At 69.4% G+C, this 24,049-nt stretch carries 16 protein-coding genes; 10 read left to right on the forward strand and 6 right to left on the reverse strand.

Annotation, left to right across the window (positions count from 1 at the left end):
• The first annotated feature begins 3 nt into the window (after positions 1 to 3).
• The gene (locus DVS28_RS25930; protein WP_114594559.1) at positions 4 to 1,188 is read left to right on the forward strand and encodes a hypothetical protein; all 1,185 of its coding nucleotides are present in this window, start codon (positions 4 to 6) and stop codon (positions 1,186 to 1,188) included.
• Between the two features lie 233 nt (positions 1,189 to 1,421).
• Here the strand turns inward: DVS28_RS25930 and DVS28_RS25935 are convergent, their stop codons facing one another.
• The gene (locus DVS28_RS25935) at positions 1,422 to 2,411 is read right to left on the reverse strand and encodes a hypothetical protein (RefSeq protein ID WP_114594560.1); all 990 of its coding nucleotides are present in this window, start codon (positions 2,409 to 2,411) and stop codon (positions 1,422 to 1,424) included.
• A gap of 302 nt (positions 2,412 to 2,713) precedes the next feature.
• Here DVS28_RS25935 and DVS28_RS25940 point away from each other — a divergent pair, with 302 nt between their 5' ends.
• The 4 genes from DVS28_RS25940 to DVS28_RS25955 all read left to right on the forward strand — a co-directional run bounded on the left by DVS28_RS25940 (position 2,714) and on the right by DVS28_RS25955 (position 5,562).
• Positions 2,714 to 3,274: a hypothetical protein gene (locus tag DVS28_RS25940; protein WP_114594561.1), complete on the forward strand. Its 561-nt coding sequence runs from the start codon at positions 2,714 to 2,716 to the stop codon at positions 3,272 to 3,274.
• A gap of 478 nt (positions 3,275 to 3,752) precedes the next feature.
• On the forward strand, positions 3,753 to 4,103 hold the full coding sequence (locus tag DVS28_RS25945; RefSeq protein WP_164711096.1) for a hypothetical protein: 351 nt from the start codon (positions 3,753 to 3,755) through the stop codon (positions 4,101 to 4,103).
• Between the two features lie 65 nt (positions 4,104 to 4,168).
• Positions 4,169 to 4,444, forward strand: a complete 276-nt coding sequence (locus DVS28_RS25950) for an HU family DNA-binding protein (protein ID WP_114594563.1) — start codon at positions 4,169 to 4,171, stop codon at positions 4,442 to 4,444.
• Between the two features lie 377 nt (positions 4,445 to 4,821).
• Positions 4,822 to 5,562, forward strand: coding sequence for an EcsC family protein (locus tag DVS28_RS25955; RefSeq protein WP_164711097.1), 741 nt, complete (start codon positions 4,822 to 4,824; stop codon positions 5,560 to 5,562).
• Here the strand turns inward: DVS28_RS25955 and DVS28_RS28830 are convergent.
• The 3 genes from DVS28_RS28830 to DVS28_RS25965 form a co-directional block, all read right to left on the reverse strand.
• Positions 5,467 to 5,796: a hypothetical protein gene (locus DVS28_RS28830; RefSeq protein ID WP_164711098.1), complete on the reverse strand. Its 330-nt coding sequence runs from the start codon at positions 5,794 to 5,796 to the stop codon at positions 5,467 to 5,469. The genes DVS28_RS25955 and DVS28_RS28830 overlap by 96 nt on opposite strands.
• Positions 5,797 to 5,860: 64 nt before the next feature.
• Entirely contained in the window at positions 5,861 to 6,991 is a 1,131-nt protein-coding gene (locus tag DVS28_RS25960; RefSeq protein ID WP_114594565.1) for a hypothetical protein, read from the reverse strand.
• Complete coding sequence (locus DVS28_RS25965) at positions 6,988 to 8,979, reverse strand: hypothetical protein (RefSeq protein ID WP_114594566.1); 1,992 nt, start codon at positions 8,977 to 8,979, stop codon at positions 6,988 to 6,990. The genes DVS28_RS25960 and DVS28_RS25965 overlap by 4 nt, the downstream gene beginning before the upstream one ends.
• Positions 8,980 to 9,292: 313 nt before the next feature.
• Between DVS28_RS25965 and DVS28_RS25970 the strand changes: the two genes are divergently transcribed.
• The 4 genes from DVS28_RS25970 to DVS28_RS25985 all read left to right on the forward strand — a co-directional run bounded on the left by DVS28_RS25970 (position 9,293) and on the right by DVS28_RS25985 (position 18,889).
• Positions 9,293 to 13,384 (forward strand): Eco57I restriction-modification methylase domain-containing protein, encoded by a 4,092-nt coding sequence (locus DVS28_RS25970; protein ID WP_114594567.1) that lies wholly within the window; start codon positions 9,293 to 9,295, stop codon positions 13,382 to 13,384.
• Positions 13,381 to 16,773: a helicase-related protein gene (locus DVS28_RS25975; protein ID WP_114594568.1), complete on the forward strand. Its 3,393-nt coding sequence runs from the start codon at positions 13,381 to 13,383 to the stop codon at positions 16,771 to 16,773. The genes DVS28_RS25970 and DVS28_RS25975 overlap by 4 nt, the downstream gene beginning before the upstream one ends.
• Complete coding sequence (locus DVS28_RS25980; RefSeq protein ID WP_114594569.1) at positions 16,770 to 17,618, forward strand: phosphorothioated DNA-binding restriction endonuclease; 849 nt, start codon at positions 16,770 to 16,772, stop codon at positions 17,616 to 17,618. Before DVS28_RS25975 ends, DVS28_RS25980 begins: the two co-directional genes overlap by 4 nt.
• Before the next feature lie 197 nt (positions 17,619 to 17,815).
• Positions 17,816 to 18,889 (forward strand): hypothetical protein, encoded by a 1,074-nt coding sequence (locus tag DVS28_RS25985; protein ID WP_216826641.1) that lies wholly within the window; start codon positions 17,816 to 17,818, stop codon positions 18,887 to 18,889.
• Positions 18,890 to 18,924: 35 nt separating this feature from the next.
• Here DVS28_RS25985 and DVS28_RS25990 read toward each other — a convergent pair whose 3' ends face one another.
• Together DVS28_RS25990 and DVS28_RS25995 are read right to left on the reverse strand one after the other, a co-directional pair.
• On the reverse strand, positions 18,925 to 21,057 hold the full coding sequence (locus tag DVS28_RS25990; protein WP_164711101.1) for a GmrSD restriction endonuclease domain-containing protein: 2,133 nt from the start codon (positions 21,055 to 21,057) through the stop codon (positions 18,925 to 18,927).
• 152 nt (positions 21,058 to 21,209) lie between these two features.
• Positions 21,210 to 21,452, reverse strand: coding sequence for a hypothetical protein (locus DVS28_RS25995; protein ID WP_114594572.1), 243 nt, complete (start codon positions 21,450 to 21,452; stop codon positions 21,210 to 21,212).
• Between the two features lie 351 nt (positions 21,453 to 21,803).
• On the opposite strand from DVS28_RS25995, the gene DVS28_RS26000 reads away from it, so the two are divergent.
• Positions 21,804 to 23,852 carry a hypothetical protein gene (locus tag DVS28_RS26000; RefSeq protein ID WP_114594573.1) on the forward strand — a complete coding sequence of 683 codons (2,049 nt, stop codon included), beginning with the start codon at positions 21,804 to 21,806 and terminating at the stop codon, positions 23,850 to 23,852.
• Positions 23,853 to 24,049: the final 197 nt, after the last annotated feature.

Here is a 24,049-nt window from a genome sequence, read left to right on the forward strand (position 1 = left end):
GACATGGGCCCATCCAGACGACACATCGCCGGGCTGCTGCACGACGGCCTCGGTTGGGACGCCATCGGCGGCAGGTACGGCCTCACCGCCGCCGCCGCACGAGCCCGGTGGCGCGACGCCGTCACGCCACACCTGCGCGAGCTCGCCGCAGCCGATGATGGCCCCGACCACGACCGGGCGTCCTGCGGCAACGGTGCCGGCTGCCGGCACGAGCTGTGCCGAGCCCGCTACGCCACCTGGACGCGGCGATGGCGGGCCGAACAGGCCGGCCGGGCCCCCGACCTGCCAACCGATGACGCCGCCATGCTGGACCGCACCGCCAAGGAGCTGCACACCGGGCTCGTCGACTGGGACGATCTTGGCGACCGGTACGACCGCACCGGCGGATGGGTGCGCCGCCGGCTCGAACGGCTCCTGTTCGACCGGTTCGTCGCGCTCGAGGAGGCCGACGACCCGACGGGACGGCACGGCACCAACGCCGGCTACCGGGCGGGGTGCCGGTCCTTGGGGTGCACCAGGGCCCACACCGACAACCGGCTCGCCAACGAGAACATCCGCATCGCTGGCCGCGGCCGACGGCTGACCGCACGGCCCGTCGCCGACCACATCGCACGGCTAAGGGCCAGCGGCGTGTCGCTCAGGGCCATCGCCGCCGCATCGGGCCACCACCCGGGACACCTGTCGCGCATCGCCAGCGGCGGCCAGGCACGGGTGTCACCCGAACTCGCCGACGCCGTCCTCGCCGTCACCCCCGACGCCTCCCCGTTCGTCCCCGCCGACCGGACCCACGCCGTCATCGACATGCTGCTCGAGGCCGGCTGGACACGGGCCGGCCTCGGCCGGGCCCTCGGCACCGCCCGGCCCGACGCGACCACCCTCGGCATCGGCAAGCACCGCCGGGTCAGACGCGACCGCCACGACCGCCTCGTTGCGCTCCTGGATCGGCCATGGCCGGGGTCGGACGCCATCCCACGACCCGCCGGCCCCCACGACCGGCTCGTCGGCTCCGGACCGACCAAGGAACTCGTGCGGCTCCTCTTCGCCCACGGATGGACCGAACAGCAGATCGCACGGGCCGCAGGCCTCCCCCAGGGGTCGGTGCGGCTCATGGGAACCGCGACCAGCCAAGCGGTCCACCGCAGCCTCGTTGCGCTCATCGACCGGACCCGGAGCCGCACGGCCGCCTGAACGGCCCCGGGGTGGCGTGCGGAATGGCAGTGGCGACAACAGCACACCGTCGGCCACGGCTACCCCATTCATGTCTCTGGGCTAAGGGGAGCCTGCCGTACCGCACCCCCGCGGGCGCGAACGGTCAACGCCACCCGGACGCATGACGGGACGAAGGCACCCGCCGCATCGGCCGACAACGCACCAGAAGCCCCCGACCCGTCAGGGATCGGGGGCTTCCGGTCCTGTCCGGGTCAGCCGGTCCGGTCCAGCAGACCGTTGTCGCGGATGACGTCCTGCACGGCTTCGTCGACCGCCATCCACATGGCGTCCATGACCACCTCGCCGGTCAGCCCGCGCGACCAGAACCAGTTGGTGCGGACCTGCGCCCACACCTCGTCGGTGAACGCCACGTCGGCAGGCAGTTCGCCGTTGTCGTCGGCGAGGTGCTCGAAGTGCTGCTCCCACTTCTCGGCGGCGTCCTCGCGGCTCATCACGGTGCCCTCGGCCCAGGTGGCGGCCTTGAACGCGGCGAACACGTCGTGGGCGTAGCGACCGTCCTCTGCGGTGCACAGGACGGTCGTGATGGCGGTGGCGGTGGTGTGGTCGAGCGTGACGATGCCGTGCAGGACGGTGTCCTTGGCGGCCTCGGCGATCCGGCGGGCCGCCTCGTCGTCACGGGTCGCCCGGACCGCATCGAGGCAGGCGTTGTAGCCGGTGCCGGTGAGCGCGTTGAGGGCACGGGCGAGGTGCTTCTCGGCCTTGGCGGTGGCGAACAACACCGGGTCGGGTCCGAGGGGCACCGTCGGGATGGGACGCAGCGAGTCCGGCGACGACGACCAGTCCGCCGTCCGGGTCGCGGCGGCGGGCAGCTCGATGAACGTGCCGTCCTCGGCGTCGGAGGGGAAGAAGTCCGCGAGTGATGTTGCGGGGCCGGAGCAGGCCTGCGCGAAGTCCTCGCCGACGCCGTCCCACTCGTCGGCGTCGACCAGGTCGGTCCAGCCGTCGGGGCCGGCGACGGGCCGTCCATGGCCGTCCTCGATGCCGCCGAAGCGGTCGATGTGCAGGTTACGGCCGTCGGGGAAGACGACGACGCCGACGGTCATCACCGGGCCGTCGTCGTTGTCGCCGGACTCATCAGCGAGGTGGACGGCGGTGGCGGTGGGGAAGAAGGCACGGACAGCGGTGGCGATGTCAGCGACCAGGGCGGCGCGGAGGTTGTCGAGCGCGGTTCGGGTGTTCATGGCGTGTGCTCCTCGTGTGTGTCGACACCCGGCATGCCGACACGGTTGGAGGGGCGCCACGCGGCGCTGCGTTCGTGTCGAGATGTGCCTTGCAGGTGTCAGCCCTGGGGGTTCGCGGCCCGACTCCCGTCCTGCCGGGTGGGGGAGTGGTTGTGGTGCCGCCGGCCTCCTGACAGGCCATCTGCTAATAACCGTAGCACATGGGCATCGTTGGTTCAAGGCCCCGTGCGCCGGTCGGACTGCGGACGGCCGACCATCACCGCCCCACCCGTCGGAGATGCCTCGCCCGGAATGACCGGCCCATGACCACCCGCTCGGCCCACACCCGCACCGACCCCGCGACCGGCCGTCGCATCCCGGTCCGCGCCCACCGGGTACGAACCGGACCGCCCGCACCACCCGCACCCCTCACCCCGGAAGCAGCCGACCGGGCCTTCGGTCCGGCCGCCACCACCGACCCACTCGACGACGCCCGGACCACCGCCGTCGCCGCCGCGTTCGCCGACCCCGACGTGCGACTGTGGCCCGCCACCGCACCCGTGCACGACCAATGGGTCGTCCGCGCCGACGGCGCAACCGTGGTGGTGTCCACCCACCGCGACAACCCCGACGGCGACGGCCTCATCGAACACGTCGCCGTCGGCACCATCGTCCCCGCCGGCACGAGATGGGGCTACCCGGCCGACGAGGCCGACATGTGGATCATGTGGGACCACCAGACCAACCACGTGCCCCTCGGCCGCCCCGACGACGTGGGTGCGGTGCGGACCATCGCCCTGCGCGACGGCGAAGCCACCCCGTTCACCACCGTCTCCGACGTCCTCACGGCCGTCACCACCGAAGCCGCCGCCGGCCACCAGTAGCCACCACCCGCACCCGTCCAAGGAGCATCCACGCGGCCGGCCACCTCATCGGCGCGGCGTTCCTCGTCTTCGCCTTCCGGACCGCAACGACCAGCCGTCTCCGTGGCGGGGGAACGGCCATGGTCGGGCACCGTGACCGAGGAGGTGTCGCGCCGCTCCACCCAGACGGGACGGCGGACACGCGTTCACGCGCCACGGGTCGCCTCCTACTCCCATCCCGACAAGTCGCCGACGCCACCCTGGAACCAACGACGTTCGGCACCCGCCGGTTCGCCGTCGGCGACACCGTCGAACTGGCCCACGACCCGGCAACGGGGGCCGTGCGGCACCACCACCTCCAAGGACATCATCGTGCTGACCGCCGTCGGCGTCGGCCATCATCGCCGAGTTGCTGTCCGACCCGTCGACGTTGCGACCCGGGTGGACCCTGCGACGACCGTCACCGGACACGCCCCTCCGTCACGGGAACAACAGCCACATGGGCAAACGGTGGAACGACGTCACGGTCAACGCCCCCGGTGTCGCCGAGCTCGGTGACACCGGCATCGTCCTTGACATCGACCGGCCCACAACCGGCCGCATGGGGTTCGTGTTCGCCGACGTCCACACACCAGACGGCACCACACGCAGGCTCATCGAGCCCCGCTACGCCCTGACCCACGACACCGTCCGGTACCAAATCACCCGCATCGACGGCGACGACGTCACCATCGCATGGCGGACCGTCCCCCACCGGTTCGCCCCCCGCATCCAAGGATTCCTGCGCCGCATCCGACCCCGGCCGTCCGTACCGGCTCCCGGGGCGGCCACCGTCCCACCATCGGTCTAGCGTCCCCTTCACAACGGCACCGGCCGACCGGTCCACGCCGACACGACCTCCCAGGAGCACCACCCGTGAACAAGAGCGAACTCGTCGACCGGATCGCCTCCGGCACCGACATGTCCAAGGCCGACGCCTCCGCCGCACTGGACGCCACCATCGACGCGATCGTCGAGGCGGTCGCCGCCGGCGACGCCGTCAAGATCCCCGGCTTCGGCAACTTCGACGTCCGCGAGAACGCCGCCCGCAAGGGCCGCAACCCCGCCACCGGCGAGGAGATGGACATCGCCGCCTCCAAGACGCCCCGGTTCAAGCCGCTCGGCAAGTTCAAGGACGCTGTCAACAGCTGATCCAGTCCCCGCTGCCCACCCCCCCACCCCGGGACAGCGGACCCAGAGGCCCCCGCCGCCGGCACCCCAGCCGATGACGGGGGCCTCTCTTCGTGGGTGCCTCCTGCCCCCGCTCTGCGGTACGGCCTGTACCGTTGAACGTCGAAACGACCGGCAATGGGGCCTGTCGGGCCAGCCAACAGGCATCCTCCCGCCGCTGGGCGACTGCCTGTCACGGGCCCGGCCTCATCGACGGGCGCACAGGAGGACAGGGCATGAAGGACCTCGCTGAGAGCCCCGACAACACGATGCAGCTCTCGGAGGTGGCGTATCAGCTCCTCGAGGAGATCCTGCTGATCGGAGTCAACGGGGCCGGGCCGCTCGGATCGGCACGGACCGTGGCCGAAGAAGCCATGCGTCGCCACGACAGCAAGGACCGGGCGATCAGGTCACTCATCCGCATGCACGTGCAGCTTGCCGGCGCGCAAGGCTTCCTCACCAACCTCGGCGGATTCCTGACTCTTCCTGTGGCGCTGCCCGCAAACATCGGTGCCTGCTACATCCTGCAGACACGCCTGGCCGCATCCATCGCAATCGTCCACGGTCAGGACCCGGCGGAGGAACAGGTCCGGTCGGCCTTGCTGCTGTGCCTGCTCGGCAACACAGCGGCGGAGGCGGCGAAGAAGGTCGGGGTGCAGATCGGCCAGAAAGTGGCGATGAACGCGATCAAGAAGCTGCCGATCGAGGTGCTCCGCGCGATCAACAAGAAGATCGGGTTCATGCTGCTGACCAAGTACGGATCCAAGCGAGGGGTGATCGTGCTTGCCAAGGGCGTCCCTGTCGTGGGTGGCGCCGTCGGCGGCGGCTTCGACGCCACCAGCACCTACGCGGTCGGCCGATACGCAGCGAGCATGTTCGGCGACCAGGAGGGCAGCGACGACGCCCTCGTGGATGCTTCGGATGATGTCTTGGTGGATGCCTCAGCGGTCGACGTGCCGCTCACCGATCCGAACCCGACCACACGGGGTCTGCCCGACGCCTCGTCAGGCCGCCAGCGACCCGTCGCTGCTGGCGGCAATGACCAGGGTGGCGACGACAGCCCGGCGGACGGCTTCGCGGGCGGCGGCCATCGACCCTGACGACCCTGCGGCCAGCAGTCCGTCGCGGGCCGTGACGGGCACGCGGAACACCCGGACACGCCCGACCGGCAACCCGTTCACCAGCACGCTCGCAGGCGACCCGGCATACGCCACCAGGGCGTCGGTGACGAACTGATCGACGTCGGCACCCACAACAGCTGCTGCCGAATCGATGGCGGCGGCGATCTCCGGGTGAAGCCGGATCGGCAGGTCCACACAGTCAGCATCGTTCACGGTCGGCTCCCTCGGATCGCTGGTCCCCCAGCCATTCCGCCCCGGGTGGGCCGACGTCGTCTGGCTACCGGGTCCGCCCCGCCGCGACCAACGCGACAACGGCCACGTCGGGAAGGCCGCGGCGGCCCGCGAGCGCCTCAACGACCTCCTCGCGGGGATCGGTGGCGAGGTCGATCAGCACCTGAGGGGCGGCGTCCAGCGGCACCCGGCCGGCCAGGATCGCCCTGACCCGGTAGGACCGGTCGGCAGCGAGCCCGACGATCACCGCAGGGTCGAACCGGTGAAGGTCGCTGCGTCCCGCCAATGCCGACCGGACCTTGCGGTTGGCGTCGGTGGCCAGCATCGGCACGGCGGCGTCGTCGGGCGCCACCGTCTGCGCCAGTTCGACGCGCACAGCAACCGACAGCGTTGTGCCGAGCAGGTCCGCCGCGTCCTGGGTGGTCTGAAGACGTTGCAACGCCAACACTCGGATGGTGTCATCGTCGTCGTTCAGCAGGTTGCGGAGGTGGCCGTCGCCGATCGGGGAGGGGCCGGCCAGCACCGCCCGTCGCGCCGAGGGGACCGGGTCGCACAGCAGTGCCGTGACGAGCTCGTCGGGCAGGTCGTCACGCCCGGCGACGACCGTCCGCACCCCGGCATCAAGAGACTGTGCGGCGACCGCCACGAGGTCGGCGGGCAGGTCGGCACGGCGTACCGCCATCTCCCACAGCCGCGGTTCGTTGGACCGCTCCAACAGCATTCGCACTGTTGCCGCCTTGGTGGCTCTGCGAGCGACCATCGACACCCACACCTCAGCCGACAGCTCGGGTTCGACGATCCGGTCGAAGTCGTCGTCGGGCAGCAACGGGTTGAGGACGGCGACGGCACGGACAGTCGGGTCGGGGTCGAACGCCAGACCGATGACCAGCGCCGGGTCGATGTCGGTGCGGCGGGCCAGGGCAGACCGGACCGCCGCTGAGGGGTCGGCGGCCAGCCGGGCGGCGACCGGGCCGGTGAGGGGGTGCCGCAACGCGATGCCGCGCCGGACCGCCCGGTCATCATCGGCGGCGAGGGCGGTCACGGCCCATTCGGGCAGCGACCCGGCCGGCCGGCCCATCAGCGCCCTGCGGACCTCCACCGACCGGTCGCCGACCAGCGCCTCGATCCGGTCGGGGTCGTTGGTGTTGGCCGCCTCGGCCACCCGGCGGCCGTTCACCCGGCCTCACCCGAGAGGCGGGCGATCCGGTCGGCGACCTTCGCCGGATCCGGCGATGACGAGGCGGTCAGCCGCTGACCGTCGGCGGTCTCCACCACCAGCCCGTCCGGACCCCACCAAGCCGCCTTGGCACGGTCGTGGAAGACCACCAGCACCTGGTCGCCGTCATCGGCGTCCCAGGCCGCATCGATGCCGTGCACCGCAGCCAGCAGACGGGCGACAACGATCGCGTCTGGCGTCCGTGTCGCGTAGGCCTCCACGACACGGCCGACGAGCATCGCGGTGTCACCGGCGGGGTCGCCGGTGCCGTCGATCAGGTTGCCGGCGTCGGCCCGTGACACCCCGAGGATCGCCGCGACCGTGCCGACCGCTGCCTTGCGGGCTGCCGGCGGCAGCGACACCGAACCCGCCACGGGGGAGGGGACCGGGGCCTCGTCGTGGGCGGCGGTGCAGCCGACGTCGCCGCAGCCCAACTCGGGGTGCGCCTGGACGTGTCCAACGGCGGCGCAGTCCTCGCAGTGGCCCGGCAGCCCCACCGACCCGCGTTCGGGATCCGATCCCGTGTGGGTGGGGGAGGGTCGTCCGGCGGTCAGCCACCGGCCCACCGCCACGTCGGCGTCGTCCCGTGACGCCCCGGCCGGCAGGACCGCCACGATCTCACCGGTCACCGACAGCAGCACCCGGACACGGCCGTCCTCGGTCGCCTCCACCCGACTCATCCCCACGAACTCGATGCCCGCGACGGCCGTGCTGTGGCCACGGCCGTCAGGGCCGTGCCGGCGGACCAGCAGGTTCGCGGCCTCCCGCCGGGTCTCGTGCCCGGCCGACTCGATGCCGCAGACCTTGCAGTGCGCGTCGAACAGGCCGTCCACCGCGTCGATCCCACCGGCCCACTCCCGCGTCCACGTCCCGTCGGCCGCCTCCTGCTCGCGGTACACCAGCCACGACCGGCCCGGCACCACCGTCACCAGGGCCGGTTCGGCAAGGTCACCGGACAACGTCGCCCGCACCTCATCGGTCGACACGCCCATCGCCTCGGCGATCTTGGCCACGCCCGCCTCCGACCAGGACTCCACCATCCGGCCGGTCTGGGACTGCCCGGCGGCGATCTCATCAGCGAAGTAGGACGCCAGGATCGCCCGGACCACCCCACCGGGAATCCCGTAGCCGACGATCCCCTCGAGGATGTCGTCGTCCATCTGCTCGACCGACCCGAGGATCCATCCGGCCGACTGGCAGTCCGCCATCGCCGAACCGGGCAGGTCGCCCTGCATGACGGCCGTTTCGGCGTTGGCCTGCTCGGCCTCACGGACCCGCCCGACGATTGTCTCCACGGCCGACTCGGGGTCGGTCCCACCGATGATGTCGGCGGCGAGGTGGGCGTGGCCGGTCCGCCGCACCCACAGGCCGGCGGGCACCCCAGCCGACCCGCCGTCGGTGTGCAGCCCAACGACACGGTCGTTCTCCCGGACCGCCGACTCGACCTGCGCGAGCTCAAACGGTGCGGACGGCTCGATCGACAGGATTGGCACCGTTGACAGGTCAACGACGTCCCCATCGACCAGATCGGCCGCGCGGACCCACTCGTCGGAATCGCTGTCGTCGGACTGCTCCACGGACAGGTCGCCGATCCAGTCCAACAGGTCGCCGTTGCGGCCCGGCTCGTAGCCCAGCACCCACAGGTCGTCCTTGTCGGGCCGGACCACGACATCCACCCCATGGCGGATCGGAGCGATGCCGGTGGCACCGAGCTGGTGGGCGTTGGCGATGCGGCTGCGGACCTCGACGGCGGTCGGCAGGTTGGGCACGGCGATGCCGACGGGGGATGGGTCAGTGACGACCTCCGCACCTGCGGTGGTGAACCGGACCGCTCCGCCGACGATCGCGGCGGCAAGGACCGTGACGTCGTCGAGGTCGCTCACCCCCCGGTCGGCGTTGAGGTCGGCAACAATGCGCCGGAGGTGGTCGTGTGCGGTGACGATGGTCATGGCGGATCTCTCCCTGGCGGGTGCATGGTCTGGCGTCCCGGCTCCGCCGTCGCACCCAGGTGAGAAGGTCCACTGGTGTCCATCGGCGGTCGTGTCCGCGTTCCGCGGTGAGGGCCCGGAGCCGCCGTGTTTGCCGGGGGCGGTCCGTTGCAGGTCCCACAGCCACACAACCGTGGCTGTCTGCTATCAATCCTAGCAGATATCCGGTGCCAAGGTCAAGGACGGGTGGAAAGGCAACCGGAAGCGAGAACCTGCGGCTTCCAATCGGCGTGAGTGCGGGACTCTGTCCGCGCGGCATGCAAACCTTGCGCCCATGACCGACCTGCTGCCCGACCTCTACGACCGCGAACGCGCCTGGACAGACCCCGCCAAGCACGGCATCAGTCCCCGAGCCCAATGGTCCGGGAACGGCAAGAACGCCCTGTGGGTCTGCCACGCCACCGCCAACAAACGGCCCGCCAACGGCCACGTCATCGACGTCTGGAGGCAACGGCAGGGCAACGGCGCAGCCCCTGTCCTGCTCGTCATCACCCACCACGGTGGCGCGGTCCTGTGCGGCCCGTCCGGGGATTCTCCACCGGTGGTCGACTTCGATGCCGACGTCGCCCGACGCATCGCCACCACCGCCTTGGAACTGCCCACCCGGCACGCCGCCGCCCGCAAAGTCTTCGGCTACCTCGACACCGACGGCGAGGAAGCGACCGGCATCATAAACCGGGGTCTGTTCGCCACTCACCACCTCCGTACCGGTGTGCCCGATCGGCCCGACTGGGACGATGCCCGCACCACCGCCGAACCGGCCATGGACAAGGTGGACCGCGAACTCGTCGCCGCCCTCGGCTGGACCATCGAACCCCAAGGCGTCCACGAGGTCCTGCGCGACCCCGATGACCAGACCGCACGGGCGGTCGCGGTCTTCCTCGCCCCTGACGAATCGGCCGACGTCGCCTCGGTCAAGCGCAACAACACCAGTCCCGTCTCCTGGGCGATGACCCACGCGGACCGCAATAACATCCCATGGGTCGTCACCGTCCAGGACCGGGCGATCCGCCTGTACTCCACCGCCACCTCCGGCGCCGCCGGACAGGGGTCCCGCGAAACCACCTACGCCGAGCTGGACCTCACCATCCTGCCCGGTGAGCTCGCCGGCTACCTCACCCTGCTGTTCTCCGCCGACGCCCTCGCACCGGGCGGTACCGCCGAACAGATCCGCGAAGCCTCAGCCGACTACGCTGCCGCGCTTGCCGAACGGCTCCGCGAACGCGTCTACGACCAGGTGATCCCCGCCCTGGCCACCGCCATCGCCGCCAAGGACTCCGGCCCGGAGGGGCCGGACCTCGACGCCGCCTACAGGACCGCCCTCACGGTGCTGTTCCGCCTGCTGTTCCTAGGCTACGCCGAGTCGAAGCGCCTGCTGCCCTACAAGCGCAACACCGACTACACCGACGCCTCCCTGGCCAAGCAAGCCCGACGGCTCGCCGACCTCCATAACGAAGGCGCCGATCTCGGGTTCGACAACCCCCTCACCCCCCAGATCGAGGCGCCCACCGACACCGACCAGACCGACCTGTGGGACACCTGCGCACGGCTGTTCCGCGTCGTTGACAAGGGCCACACCCGCTACGGGGTCCCCGTGTACAACGGCGGACTGTTCTCCGACGACCCCGACGTCAACCCCGCCGGCGCCACCATCGCCGACCTGGCGCTGTCCAACACCGAGTTCGGCCCGCCGCTCATGGCCCTGCTCATCGACCACACCCCCGACGGGGGCGCCGGGCCGATCGACTTCCGCAGCCTGTCAGTCCGCGAGTTCGGCACGATCTACGAAGGCCTGCTCGAATCCGAACTCGCCCTCGCCGACCAGGACCTCACCCTCGTCAAGCGAGGCAACGACCAGGTCTATGAACCCGCAGGAGCGATGGATGAGGTGGTCGTTGCCGAGGGCGAGGTGTACCTCCACAACGCCTCCGGCGCCCGCAAGGCCTCCGGGTCCTACTTCACCAAGCCCTTCGCCGTTGAACACCTCATAGGCACCGCGCTGCTACCAACCCTCGACGAGCACCTCGACCGGATCGCCGACCTCCTTGGGCAGGGCCAGGAAGCCGATGCAGCCGAGCAGTTGTTCGACTTCCGCGTCGCCGACATCGCGATGGGCTCCGGGCACTTCCTCACCGCCGCCGTTGACGAGATTCACGCCCGCATCTCCGCATGGCTCGCCGACCATCCGATCGCCGGTGTCGACATCGAGATCGACAACCTCCGCAGGGCCGCCCGGCAATCGCTGCCCGAAGGGCAGCACGACCTCGTCGAAGACGCCGCCCTCCTGCGACGCCTCATCGCGCGCCGGTGCGTCTACGGCGTCGACCTCAACCCGATCTCTGTGGAACTCGCCCGCGTATCGATGTGGATCCACACCTTCGTGCCCGGACTCCCGCTGTCCTTCCTCGACCACAACCTCGCCATTGGCAACAGCCTCACTGGGGTGGCCAGCCTCGATGAGGCTCTGGACGCGTTGTCCCCACGCGCAGAAGGCGCTGCTGACGGGAAGACGATGCTCACCGCATCTTTGGGTATGGACGTGCTGCGCAGTCACCTGGCTGCCGCTGAACAACCCCTCAGCCGACTCGGCCAGATCCTGGACACTACGACCTCCGACATCGAGGAGTCCCGGCTCCTGGCGCACGAAGCCGCAGCGGCCATCGCACCCCTTGAGCGGTTGCTAGACGCCGTGGTGGCCGCGCGTCTTGGGGAGACCCCCATGCCCAACATCCTCGTCGAGAGCGACGTGCTGGACGCCGGCAGCGACCAGGCCAGCACCGCCGCCGCCGAGGTGGACGCGTTGCACTTCCCGATCGCTTTCCCCGAGGTGTTCATACGCGACCGGGCAGGGTTCGACGTGCTGATAGGCAACCCCCCATGGCAGGAGGCAACGATCGAGCGGCACGGGTTCTGGGCGCTACGGTTCCCCGGCCTTCGCAGCCTCGACCAAGCCAAGATGGAAGCCGAGATCGACGCCCTTGCCCGATCCCGACCTGACCTCGTGGCGGGCTACGAGCAGGAGGTCTCCGACATGGAAGCCATCCGGGCGACACTGCACGCCGGACCGTACCCAGGCATGGAGACCGGCGACCCAGACCTCTATAAGGCGTTCGCTTGGCGATTTTGGCACCTGCTGCGGCTCGGCGGGCGCACCGGAGTCGTGCTGCCCCGTGGGGCCATCGCGATGCTCGGATCCCAGGCCTGGCGGCAGGAACTGCTCGACCACGGGGCGTTGGAGCAGATCGTGCAGCTCACCAACAAGGGCGGCTGGGTGTTCGATGGTGTCGAACCCCGGTACACGGTCGCATTCAACGTGCTGCGTCGAAACCCACTGGGGACCGTCACCGATCTGCGCCTCTACGGACCCTATGACAACCGGATGGACTACGACACTGGGATCGCCGGGCCAGGAGCGGTCGTCCCGACCGACGAGCTGCGTAAGTGGACCCAAGCGGCCTCGGTGCCATTGATGGCCTCCGAGCGTCACGCCGAGGTTTTCCGGGTGCTTCGTCGCCACCGGAAGGTCGCCGAGTTGCCCTTCGCGTATATCCGGGAACTCGACGCGACCAACGACAAGAAGCACATGATCCTCAACCCAGGTGCCACAACCGGACTGTGGGAGGTCTGGAAGGGCTCGTCGTTCGACATCTGGCAACCGGGCACCGGCGAGGTGTACGCATATGCCGATCCGGCCTACATGACCGAGGTGTTGGAGAAGAAGCGCACCCGTAGTCGCAACATGAAGATCATGCCGCCCGCATGGCGCACCGACCCGGACACCCTCCCCGTTCTGAACTACCGCATCGCCTTCCGCGACATCGCCCGCGCCACCGACTCCCGCACCATGCGGGCATGCCTCATCCCACCCGAGAAGCCACTGACCAACAAGGCACCGTACCTGCTGCGCAGCGACAAGGCGACGGTGCAGGACGAGGCTTACCTCCTCGGCGTGCTCTGCACGCGCGTGTTTGACTGGCAGGCCCGATGCACCGTCGAGACGAACGTGAACAAGTACGTCCTTGACGACTTTGCCGTCCCGTGGCCCACCAACCCGGACCATCCGGGACGTCGACGGGTAGTTGAGATCGCCACTCGTCTGGCCGCGCAGACACCCGACTACACCGAGTGGGCGAAGCCACTCGGCCACGAACCCGAACCAGTCAGCGCAGCCGACACCGCGGAACTGCTGGTGGAACTCGACGCCACCGTCGCCCGTCTCTACGGCCTCACCCGAGACGACCTCACCCACCTCTACGCGACCTTCCACCCCACCGGCGGCCATGAAGCGTTCGGTCAAAAGGTCATCGCCCACTTCGACACGCTGGACTTCGGTTCCGCCCACCCCACCGACAAGGTCACCGCATGAGCCACAAGCCCGAGGTCGTCTCCAACCGTCACGGCACCGTCGCTGACGCCATCGGCGGTTACTGGGACCACTTCCTGACGCACCGTCCCGGCGACCTCGCCCTCGCGATCGCGTCGGCTTACTTCAACCCCGGCGGGTTCAAGCTCCTCGCTGACCGGCTCGAGGCCGCCGCCAAGGTCCGGCTGCTCATCGGGGCCGAGCCAGACGTGGCCGCCGACATGTTCAGGCGCCGGTCCCTGGCCGCGTCGCGTCCAGGGCACACGATGAAGGCCCGACTTGCCGAAGCACTAAAGGAGCACCTTGCAGAGATCGAGGTTGACCGTGACCTCATCGCCTTCACCCCCGGCAACGACGCGCTCGTCGAACGGCTCATCGCGTGGCTGCGCAGCGACGCCGTGGAGACTCGACGGCTCACCAGCCAGTTCCTCCACGGCAAGGCCTACATCCTTGAGACCGACAGCGAAGGTGTGGTTGCCGGGTCGTCCAACTTCACCTACGCCGGGCTGGCCCGCAACGTCGAACTCAATCTCGGCCACTACGAGCCCTACAAGGTCAAGCAGGTCCAAGACTGGTTCGAAGAGTTGTGGGACGAGGCCGAGGCCTACGACCTTGCGCGCCTCTACGAACGTCGTTTCGAGGACCACCAGCCATGGATCGTGTTCCTCAGGATGCTCTACGAACGCTACGGCGACGACCTCGACGTCAGCGACGAGTCCTTCGGCATCCCGATGCTGCCCTTCCAGGCCGAAGGGGTCATGCGGGCCCGGAGGTTCCTTGCCCGCTACAACGGTGTCGTGATCGCCGACGGCGTCGGGCTCGGCAAGACCTTCACGGCCGGCCAGCTCATATGGGAAGCCGTGCACGACCGCCGCCAACGGGTCCTGCTCATCGCCCCCGCAGCACTGCGTGACGGTCCTTGGGCCAAGTTCCTCGTAGAGCACGACCTCGAAGCCGTCACCTCGATCTCCTATGAGCAACTCTGCAACGACATTCGTCTGGGTGGCACCAAGGAGGTCTTGAAGCACGACCCCGACGACTACGCCATGGTCGTCATCGACGAGGCCCACGCCTACCGCAACACCGGCACCGAACGAGCAGGGGTGCTCCGCGAACTGCTGAAGGGCTCGCCACAGAAGGACCTCGTGCTGCTGACCGCCACCCCGGTCAACAACAGCCTGATCGACCTCTACAACCTGCTCGCCTACTTCATCCGCAACGACGGAGAGTTCATGCCCGTCGGCATCCCGTCGCTGCGCAAGCACTTCGCCGCAGCCCAGGCTGCAGACCCCGAGGACCTCTCCCCAGACCTTCTCTTCGACGTCCTCGACGCCGTTGCCGTCCGGCGCACCCGACGGTTCGTCAAGAAGCACTACGCCGGCATGGAACTGCCTGGCCTGGGACCCATCCGGTTCCCCGAGCCGAAGGTCACCCGCGTCGACTACGACCTCGACGCCGTCATCCCAGGCTTCTTCAACGACTTCGCCCACGCCCTCGGGATGGACCCGGACGACCCCGACACGCCCATCCCCACCCCCGACCAGTTCGACTACCAATCCGGCCAGCTCACTCTCGCCCGCTACGCCCCCTCTGCCTTCCTGGCCGACCCCGACGCCGATCCGGAACCCTATGAGATGCAGGCCGCAGGCCTGCTGCGCTCCGGCCTGCTCAAGCGATTCGAGTCCTCCTCTGCGGCGTTCGCCAAGACCTGCCGCAAGATGGCCGCCTCACACGACCTGTTCCTCGACGCACTCGACGACGGATGGGTGCTGACCGGTGACGCCCTTGCCGAGTACGCAAGGACCGACACCGACTACGACCCGTCTGACTACGACGGCGGCGGCACCCGCGGTGACGCTGCCGACTACGACCTCGACGAGCTCCGTGCGGCCGTCGAGGCCGACAGGAACCTGCTGGAGGAGTTCGCCGGCCGGGCCGAGGCGATCGGTGTTGCCGACGACCCCAAGCTCGACGCCCTGATCGAGGCGCTCGCCGCGATCGCCGAGCAGGCCGACCATGACGGACTCACCCCACGCGAGCAGCAAGACAACCGCAAGGTGCTGCTGTTCAGCTACTACGGCGACACCGTCGACTGGATCATGGAACGCCTCGCCGATGCAGTCGTCACCGACCCGAGGCTTGCGGCCTACACCGGTCGGGTCACATCGGTCACCGGCGACGACGGCGACAAGAAAGAGGTCATGTACGGGTTCGCGCCACGGACCGCCGGGGCGCCGGACGGGTGGACCGACAACTACGACATCCTCGTTGCCACCGACGTTCTGGCGGAGGGCGTCAACCTCCAGCAGGCACGCCACATCATCAACTACGACCTGCCGTGGAACCCGATGCGGCTTGTTCAACGGCACGGACGCATCGACCGTATCGGCTCTCCGCACCCCAAGGTGTGGATGCGTTGCTTCTTCCCCTCCGATGTCCTCGACGACCTCCTCGGTCTCGAAGCACGCATCCAACGAAAAATCGCCCAGGCCGCCGCCTCGATCGGTGTGGAGGACGAGATCATCCCCGACTCCGCGGTCGCCGAGGTGGTGCTCGCCCACACCAAGGAACAGATCCAGGCGATCCACGACGAGGACGCCGCCCTGCTCGACGACGACCATGCCCCCGGTGCCCTGTCGGGCGAGGAGTTCCGCAAGATCCTCGCCGACGCCATGGACAACGCGACCACACGCGCCAAGGTCCTCGGGTTGCCGTGGGTCGCTGGATCCGGGTTCCGCAGCAGTGGCAACCCCGGGTTCGTGTTCTGCGCCCGAGTGGGCGACCACCCCGAAGCGGTGTTCCGGTGGGTCCCCATCGACACCGACGGCAACACCCTCGTGGAGGCGGACGGCACCACGATCCTTTCGGACCAGACGCTGCAGGCCATCGCGCGCGCCCAGTGCGAACCAGCCACCGACTTCGACCTGCCCGACGCGGCACGGGACAAGGCGTACACGGCCTGGGAAGCGGCACGTGACGACATCCTGGCGAAGTGGGCCGACCTGTCGGACCCGACCAACGTTGTGGTGCCGGTCCCGAAGACGATGCGACGGGCCAAGGAGCTGCTCATCAACCACCCCCCGGCCGGCGTCACCCAGGACAAGCTCGACTGGTACGACGAAGCCCTCTCAGCCCCCTACGACCACCGCACCCAGAGGATCCTGCGGCAAGCAATCATCGACCATGACAACCCAGCTGACCAGGCCGTCGAGATCGTCAAGGTCATCCACGACCTGGGACTCGAACCCCAACCGGAGGTCCAACCCCTCCCGGAGATCGAAGCCGACGACATCTACCTGGTGTGCTGGATGGCCGTGTTGCCCGAATCCAACAGCGCTTCAGACGTGCTGTTGGAGCAGCCTGAGGGCCTTCCTGCGCAGATCGACTCATGATCGGCCAACCCTTGGCGGGTTTTGATCGGCTCAACCGTGCGGTGGTGCGTGGCCGTCGGGCCCCGCACAAGCCACTGCTGGTGCTTGTGATGCTCGGCTATCTCTCCCGCGGTAGGGACCGGGTCGCTTATGACGAAGTGGAACCGGTCCTTCGTCGACTGCTTGCCCGGTACAACGCCCAACGGTCCGCCCAGACCCCGTTCAACCCGTGGCTTCGGCTGCCCGCTGACGGCGTGTTCGAGGTGGCGGGGTGGTCACCGGACCGCGGGTACAGCGACGTTGCGGCCCGCGGGACCGTCGGCGGGTTCGTGCCGGGAGTCCGGGCTGCGCTGTCGATGGATCCGTTGGCCGTCCCGGCCCTGGCCGCCTCCATGCTGGCCGAGAACTTCGCGTCGTCGCTGCACGCCGACATCCTCACGACCTGCGGGTTGGCCAACACGGTGCCGGCGGGGCTGCTCGGCACGGGCGGCCGGCCGCGGGACCACGGGTTTCCCGACCGGGTGTTCGACGCCTGGGGGAGGGCCTGTGTTGTGTGCGGCTGGGACGCTGGCGACGGCACCGACGAGGGGATCGGGGTGCAGGCCGCCCATGTCCAGTGGCATTGCTTCGACGGGCCAGACACTGCTGACAACGGCCTGCCGTTGTGCGCGTTGCATCATGTCTGCTTCGACCGTGGCCTGTGGGGCATCAGCGAGGACTGGACGATCCGGGTTGCATCGAGCGTGGAGGGCGGCCCTGAGGTCCTCCGTGGCCTGATCGACCGGCACAGCCATCCCTTGCGGGGCGAGGGGACGCTGGCCTCCCACCATGTCGAGTGGCACACCACACAGGTGCTGGCCGTCTGACCTCCGGTCAGACGGCCGTCCCCGGGTGGCGGTGGGTGTCGGGGGGCCGGTCGACCATCTGCCACATGCCCGTTGTGCCGTGTGCGGAGATCCCGTCGACTGCGGTGATTGCTGCGCATCGGTTGGACGGCCGATCGTGGAAGTGGGTCGCCGATCGGTACGGGATGACGATCACCGCGGCGCGAAACGAATGGATGATGACGGTCCGACCCCTCCTGGTTGCGGCGTCCAGGGCGGAGGGCAGCGACCACTGGCGGCTGCGGCACGGCCGGTCGTGCACAGCGGCGGTGTGCGCGGACCGTCAGCTGGAGATGGAGCGTCGGCGGCGTGCCGAGCAGCGGGGCGACGCCGCCCCGGTCCCCACCGACGACGAGGCCCTCCTCGACGACGTGGCGGCCGGGATGGTGGCCGGGACCATCGACTGGTACGACGTTGCGGACCGGTTCGGCCGGTCCCTTGGGTGGGTCCGTGACAGCTGGGAACCACTTCTGATGACGCGGTGGGTGGTGCTGGAGGAGCAGCGGGCTCCTTCTGGGCGGCACGGCACCGTCCATGGGTACGTCAAGGACGGGTGTCGAGGGCCTGGCTGCGCTGCTGCGATGAAGGATGACAGCCGCCGGCGCCGCCGGGCTGTTGCCTATGGCCGGCCTGCGCTGGTTCCGGTCGGCCCGATCGGCGAGCACCTCGACGACCTGGCGGCGGCAGGTGTGGGGATGCCCACGGTGTCCAGACAGGCCGGGGTGGCGTTGTCGACGGTGCAGTCGATCCGCAGTCGGTCCCGGCCGATGGTCCAAGCCACGACGGCTGATCGGCTCCTGGGGGTCTCCGCATCGATGGCTGCGACGGTTGACTCGTCCGACACGCGGGCCGTGATCGCCGAGCTGCTCCTGCGCGGGTGGACGAAGGCAGGGATCGCTCGTCAGGTCGTTTCGCCGGGCGCGACGGTGCTGCACATCGGGGTGCGTCCTCGCACCAGCCGAGCCAACCATGACGCCGTGGCGGCGTTGCTTGACCGGCCGTGGCCCGGCACGCCATCGCTGCCTGCGCCGATGTGGCCCGACGACCGGGTCGTCTCCTCTGAGTCCGCGAAGGCACTCCTGCTGCTGCTTGCCGAGGCCGGTGTCAACCCACGCCGGGCTGCTGCCCGGATTGGCGTCGACGCCGATGCACTCGTGGCGATGGGTGAACGGACCACCTTGGGGGTCATCGGCCGGCTCCGGCGGCTGGCGGCAGCACCGCACCAGCCGATCGTCCGGCCACGGGCCGCCTGACCGCTGCCTCCTCTACGGCTGGCCCCGGTGGGGGCTCAGTCGGTGGCCGGGGGGAGGCTGGTGGATTCCAGGTAGGCGTCTCGGAGGTCGTCGAGGCGGACGTAGGTTCCGTTGCGTTCGACCGCCCAGGTCTCCCAGCCGTTGACGTTGCCGTTGGCCAGCGTCGCACCGGCCCCCGACGGGGTGGCGTAGCGGACCCCATCGAGGATGATTGCACCGTCGGTGCTGACGGTTCCGCTGCCCGGTGCCGTTGACCGCAGGTGGGTGATCGTTTCGTCAGCGAACAGCAGTTCCGCTGCGATGAGGTCGGCAAGGCTGATGTGGCTGCGGTCAACGGAGGTTGCATGCGGGGTGCTGTGACCGTCCCCGACGACGATGGGGGCGTCTTCGGGTTCGACGTCTGGGGCAACGGGACTGCGGTCGACGAGGGTCTGGTAGCCACGATGGATGACGTCGGCCATCAGCTTCCGGCGTGTCTCGCAGAAGGTGTCGTAGTCATCGGTCCACCATCCGTCGTAGAGGGCATGGTCGGCCATCTGTGCGGCCAGGGTCGCGTGGGGGAGGGTGTCGGCGTGCAGGGGCCAGTAGTGGGCGGGGGCGTCATCGGAGATGTCGCCGTTCTCCACCCAGTCAACGAGGGCGGCGTTGGCAGGACGGTTGGCGAGCGCCGACCACTGGGCGCCGGACAGGCCGGTCTGGTGGCGCAGGTAGGCCTTGGGGAACAGGTGATGGCGTTCGATGCCCTTGGCTGCGGTTGAGGGGCCCAGCCGATGGGAGACCCGTTCGTCGTTGGGGGCGAACAGCACTGGCGCGTCGATGACCACTTGGGCGGCCTCGTAGGCCATGAGGGCCCGGTTGGACCACGACCGCGAATCGAGGGCTTCGGGCAGCGACGTGGTGAAGAAGTCGGGGGTCATGATCGCGGCGAGCCGACGTTCGGTTGCGCTGATCAGGTCGACGTCGTCGCGGGTCATGGCGTACAGGTCCGCGGCGAGGGTCGATTCGCCCGACCCGGAGTAGCGGCCCGTGACCGATGCGGCGTAGAACCATCGGGCCATGAGGTTCTGCAGATGGCGTCGGTCGATGCCGCGTTGGCGGCCGTGGGTCCAGATCGCATAGGTCGCAAGGACCGCAAAGTCGCTGTTGACCTGACGGGAGGACCGGTATCCGGCGGTGTCCAGGACGCGGAGGAACTCGTGCCAGTGGTGGGTGGACAGGACCTCCTCCTGGGCAACTGACCAGGCGGCGAACCGTTCGGCCCGAGTCTGGGTGTCGTCGTCACCGCGAAGGAACGCGTACACGTCGGAGAGGGCGGCACGACGAAACGCCACCGCGGCGACGACCCTGACCAGCTGGGTGGCGTCGGGGAGGATGTGGGGGTTGTGCGGGGTCCTGGCGGCCTTGTACGGGCTGTCGGTGTGGGCGGCACGAACCCATTCCTCCAACGCGATCCGGTCCTTCTGGGCATGCACTGACATGAGGGTCAGGACGAAGTCGGACTGCCCCAGCGACTTGCCGCCGTTGTTGGTGCGGACAAACACCTCTGCGACGTCCTCCACGTCGGCGTGTTCCTTCAGCTCAACGACTGCAAGCTTGAACTTGGGAAGGTCAGTCAAGCGGGACAGGTGGGTCTGGACGGTCGCGAGTTCGGTGTCGGTCAGGTCCCTGCCGGTGGCCTTGAGCCCCTCGACGTAGCCGTTGACCACGGTGAAGGCGTTCTCCGCAAAGGCCTTGGTGATGTCGGGAATCCATTCGGCGTTCTTGGCGATGGCGCTGTTGGAGGTCTCGAACCGGCCGGTGAGCGGGTTGAACGCGATGCGGATCCGCTGCGACTTGTAGTCCTTGTTGAGGACCTCCGCGCCGTGCAGCACCGCATAGATCGACGTGACCCGCTGCTGCCCATCGATCAGCAGCAACGACGGGTCGGCCTCCTTGGTGTCGGTTCCGATGGTCCGGACCGACTCCGACCTCGTGCGCCACGTCATGATGTTGCCGACCGGGTAGCCCCGGAACAGGCTGTCGAAGAGATCGCGGACATCGACGTTCTTCCACACGAACGGCCGCTGCAGCTCGGGGAGGGCCAGTTCGCCAGTGGCGACCTGCTCTGCGAGTCGGGACAGCGAAGCGCTCGTGTCGACGAACTTGTCTTCCAGAGCGACAGCGACCACAGGTCGTGTCCTTTCATCCAGTCCAGAGGCAGGGCTGGGTGAGCATACGGGACGACCTGCGCAGGATCGTGGGCAGCGTGCCCGTCACCGGCCCCCTCGGCCGCAGCAGGGTCGCTGTGACCCGCGGCCTGCTGGGCCGGGGCGTGACCTGGTCAGTACTCGTCGACCTCGATGGTGTAGCTGGCGTCTGGATCCAAGTGGTGCCAGCCGTCCAGGGCCTTGGCGATCTCCGATCCGGTCACCTCGAGTCGGTGGGTCAGGTTGCTCACGTGGGTGCGGGCGGGGTGGCGCATCACCCAGCCGTGGACCTCGGCGGCGTCGGACTTCCAGCCCGATTCCTCGGTGAACACCGGGGTGCCGTCGGGTGCGGTGATGTTGGCGTAGAACGTGGTCACGGTCCCATTGTCACGGTTGGGTGCGACATGCGCTTGCTTGCCCGGCGCAACAGCCCAAGTTGAACAACCCTGTCCGCCCACTTCCACCCCGCTCACAAGTGCTAGACATCATAGCGGTACAATGCTATGGTGGGGGTGTGGCACCGAGGCGGTGCCCGATGGCCAACAGGGACCGACCCCGCCCGGTGGGGGAGGAACCGTTCACCGGCCCCAACCGCACACCAGCGGAATCGCCATCACCCCACCACACGTTAGACAGGCACCCCCTGGCCGACGGATTCGTGGGCGGATGGACACCGGGCACCCAAAGCCGTCCGCCCGCAGCACACGTCGTGCCGGAGAGGAACCGCCATGTCCACGACCACCGACGCCTTCACCGCCGCGCTCGAGGCCGCCCGAGATGCCGCGATCACCGAACTCACCCGTCAGGTCCGCACCCGGATCCCGGCCGCCGTTGCCGTCCAGATCGACATCGAGGACGAGGACCTGCCGGGCCACCAGATCACCTTCATCGGAGCCGTCCGGCTCGCCGGCGGCCGCGTCCTCCACACCGACCCCGGCGGGCTGCCGTGGGACGACGGCTGCGACTTCGCCGGCGAGGACCGCCACCTGATCGCCGATGCCGCCGACTGGGATCCCGACAACGACCCGGCCGATGAGTTCCACCAGTGGGTGGAGGAGTTCCGTGACGACACCCGCGAGTGGCCCACCTCGCTGGTGGACACCTTCCGGTACGCCGACGGCGCATGGATCGACCTGGACGGCCCGTCCGTCAACACCGCCGATCCGGTCGACGGCGACGGTGACGGCCCGGTTGAACGGCGGGCGGTCGAGTTCGGCATCGAGCACCTGCCCGACGGCACCATCGAGTCGCTGATCGACCAGGCCGGGGTGACCAGTGACGTCATCGACGGCGTGCACATCCGCAACGCGGCCGCCCACGGGATCACCCTGCGGGTCCACGAGGGGTTCGCCGCCGACTGGGATCCCGACGGCACCGGGGCCATCGACTGGGACGCCGTTCTCGCCGCACTCGTTGCCGATGCCGACTACTCGGCGCTGCTCGGGCCGATCCGTGCCGCCGTGGAGGGCGGCTTCGACGTGGTGATGTTCGTTCAGGACGGCCCCCGCCCACCGGCCCCCAACACCGGCCGGATCACCGGCATCGCCACGGGACGGATGGTGCACGGACCGGTGGCGGAGCGGGTCGTGGCCGATCTCGCCGGCGCGGTCGGTTCGGAGGTCCCCGGCGGGCTGACCGTGGTGGCCGATGACCGGGCGGCACGCCGGTTCGACGGTGGCGAACCGCAGTCGGTGTGGCTTGCCCCCACCGGGCCGGTCGACCCCGACGCGATCGGCGACGGGAACTTCCGCAACGTCGTCGGCAACGCAGCCGCACGGTTCGCCGATCTCATCGAGGTGTCCAACCTCGAACAGCACCGCACCAGCACCTACATGGACGCCACCGTCGTGTTCACCGCAGCCGACCGGCGGCTCATCGACAACCGGTCGGGCCGGTGCATCTTCGATGGCGTGTGGATCGACGGGGGCGACCCGTCGGGGGCCGACCCGATGTACCTGACCGTTGACGGCCCGTCGGTCAGTGAGGCCATGCGGCTGCTCGCCGGAGAGGGCGCCTACGGACTGCTGGCCGTCACGGCACTGGCCCGTGCCAACGAGGCCACCACCGTCCGGGTCGTCGCAATCGGCTGGAACGACGCGGTCGGTTCGGTGGCCCGGTGGGCCGAGTCGATGGCACCGTCGCAGACCGCCGGCGTCGTGGGCGGCATCGGGTCGGTCACGCTGGAGGTCACCGGCGGCGTCGCACGACTGGTCGGGTTCACCGAGGCCGACGGCCGGCGTTGGGTGTCCGGCCCGCCGACCGATGGGCTTGCGGAGGCGTTCGTTGGCAGCGACGCCCGCCTCCTCGTTCAGATGGCGTCCAACGGCGCGGCTTGGGACCTGCCCGCAGGGTCAAGAGGCGAGTTCGTCGTCACGACCGCCGGGACATGGGAGGCCGGCACCAAGGCGGGGTTGCGGGCGGACGGGCCGATGTGGCGGATCGCCTGCCGCGACGGCCTGACCGACGGCAACGGTTTGGTGTTCTGGTCCGATGAGGACGGCTGGGGGACCGATGACGGGACGTGGGCGACCCGCTACACCGACGCGCAGAAGGCCGCCGGCGACCTGCCGCTGCCCGACGGCGACGGTCCGGTGTGGTGGGTGCCAGACGCGCCCACGGGACGGCAGCACACCAAGGCCGTCGATGACCTCGCTGCCATGGGGGTGTCGCGCCGGCTGGCCGGCCGGATCATCACCCAGGGGATCTATGACCGGGCCCCTGACCCGGTGGCGGCGGCCGACGCTGTGGCGGCCCGGACCCGCTCGCAGCGCCGCTAGGCGGATGAGGGGACCGTCGAACGGGTCTGCGGTAGCGATGGGTGGGCAGGCCGCGGCCGGGGTGCGGGCGACAGGAGGCGGCGATGCGGGCGGTAGCCACGTGGCCGGCCCCGCCCAGGTCGTCACCGGTGAGCACCTTGGCTGCGACGGCGAGACCCAGGCGTTGATGGACGGGCCGCGCCCGTGACTGAATCAGG

This window comes from Euzebya pacifica, assembly GCF_003344865.1.
Lineage (GTDB): Bacteria > Actinomycetota > Nitriliruptoria > Euzebyales > Euzebyaceae > Euzebya > Euzebya pacifica.

Excerpts from the sequence above, each read along its gene's own strand:
- DVS28_RS25930 (WP_114594559.1), top strand. The coding sequence starts at position 4 with ATGGGCCCATCCAGACGACACATCGCCGGGCTGCTGCACGACGGCCTC.
- DVS28_RS25935 (WP_114594560.1), bottom strand. The coding sequence starts at position 2,411 with ATGAACACCCGAACCGCGCTCGACAACCTCCGCGCCGCCCTGGTCGCT.
- DVS28_RS25940 (WP_114594561.1), top strand. The coding sequence starts at position 2,714 with ATGACCACCCGCTCGGCCCACACCCGCACCGACCCCGCGACCGGCCGT.
- DVS28_RS25945 (WP_164711096.1), top strand. The coding sequence starts at position 3,753 with ATGGGCAAACGGTGGAACGACGTCACGGTCAACGCCCCCGGTGTCGCC.
- DVS28_RS25965 (WP_114594566.1), bottom strand. The coding sequence starts at position 8,979 with ATGACCATCGTCACCGCACACGACCACCTCCGGCGCATTGTTGCCGAC.
- DVS28_RS25970 (WP_114594567.1), top strand. The coding sequence starts at position 9,293 with ATGACCGACCTGCTGCCCGACCTCTACGACCGCGAACGCGCCTGGACA.
- DVS28_RS25975 (WP_114594568.1), top strand. The coding sequence starts at position 13,381 with ATGAGCCACAAGCCCGAGGTCGTCTCCAACCGTCACGGCACCGTCGCT.
- DVS28_RS25980 (WP_114594569.1), top strand. The coding sequence starts at position 16,770 with ATGATCGGCCAACCCTTGGCGGGTTTTGATCGGCTCAACCGTGCGGTG.
- DVS28_RS25985 (WP_216826641.1), top strand. The coding sequence starts at position 17,816 with ATGACGGTCCGACCCCTCCTGGTTGCGGCGTCCAGGGCGGAGGGCAGC.
- DVS28_RS26000 (WP_114594573.1), top strand. The coding sequence starts at position 21,804 with ATGTCCACGACCACCGACGCCTTCACCGCCGCGCTCGAGGCCGCCCGA.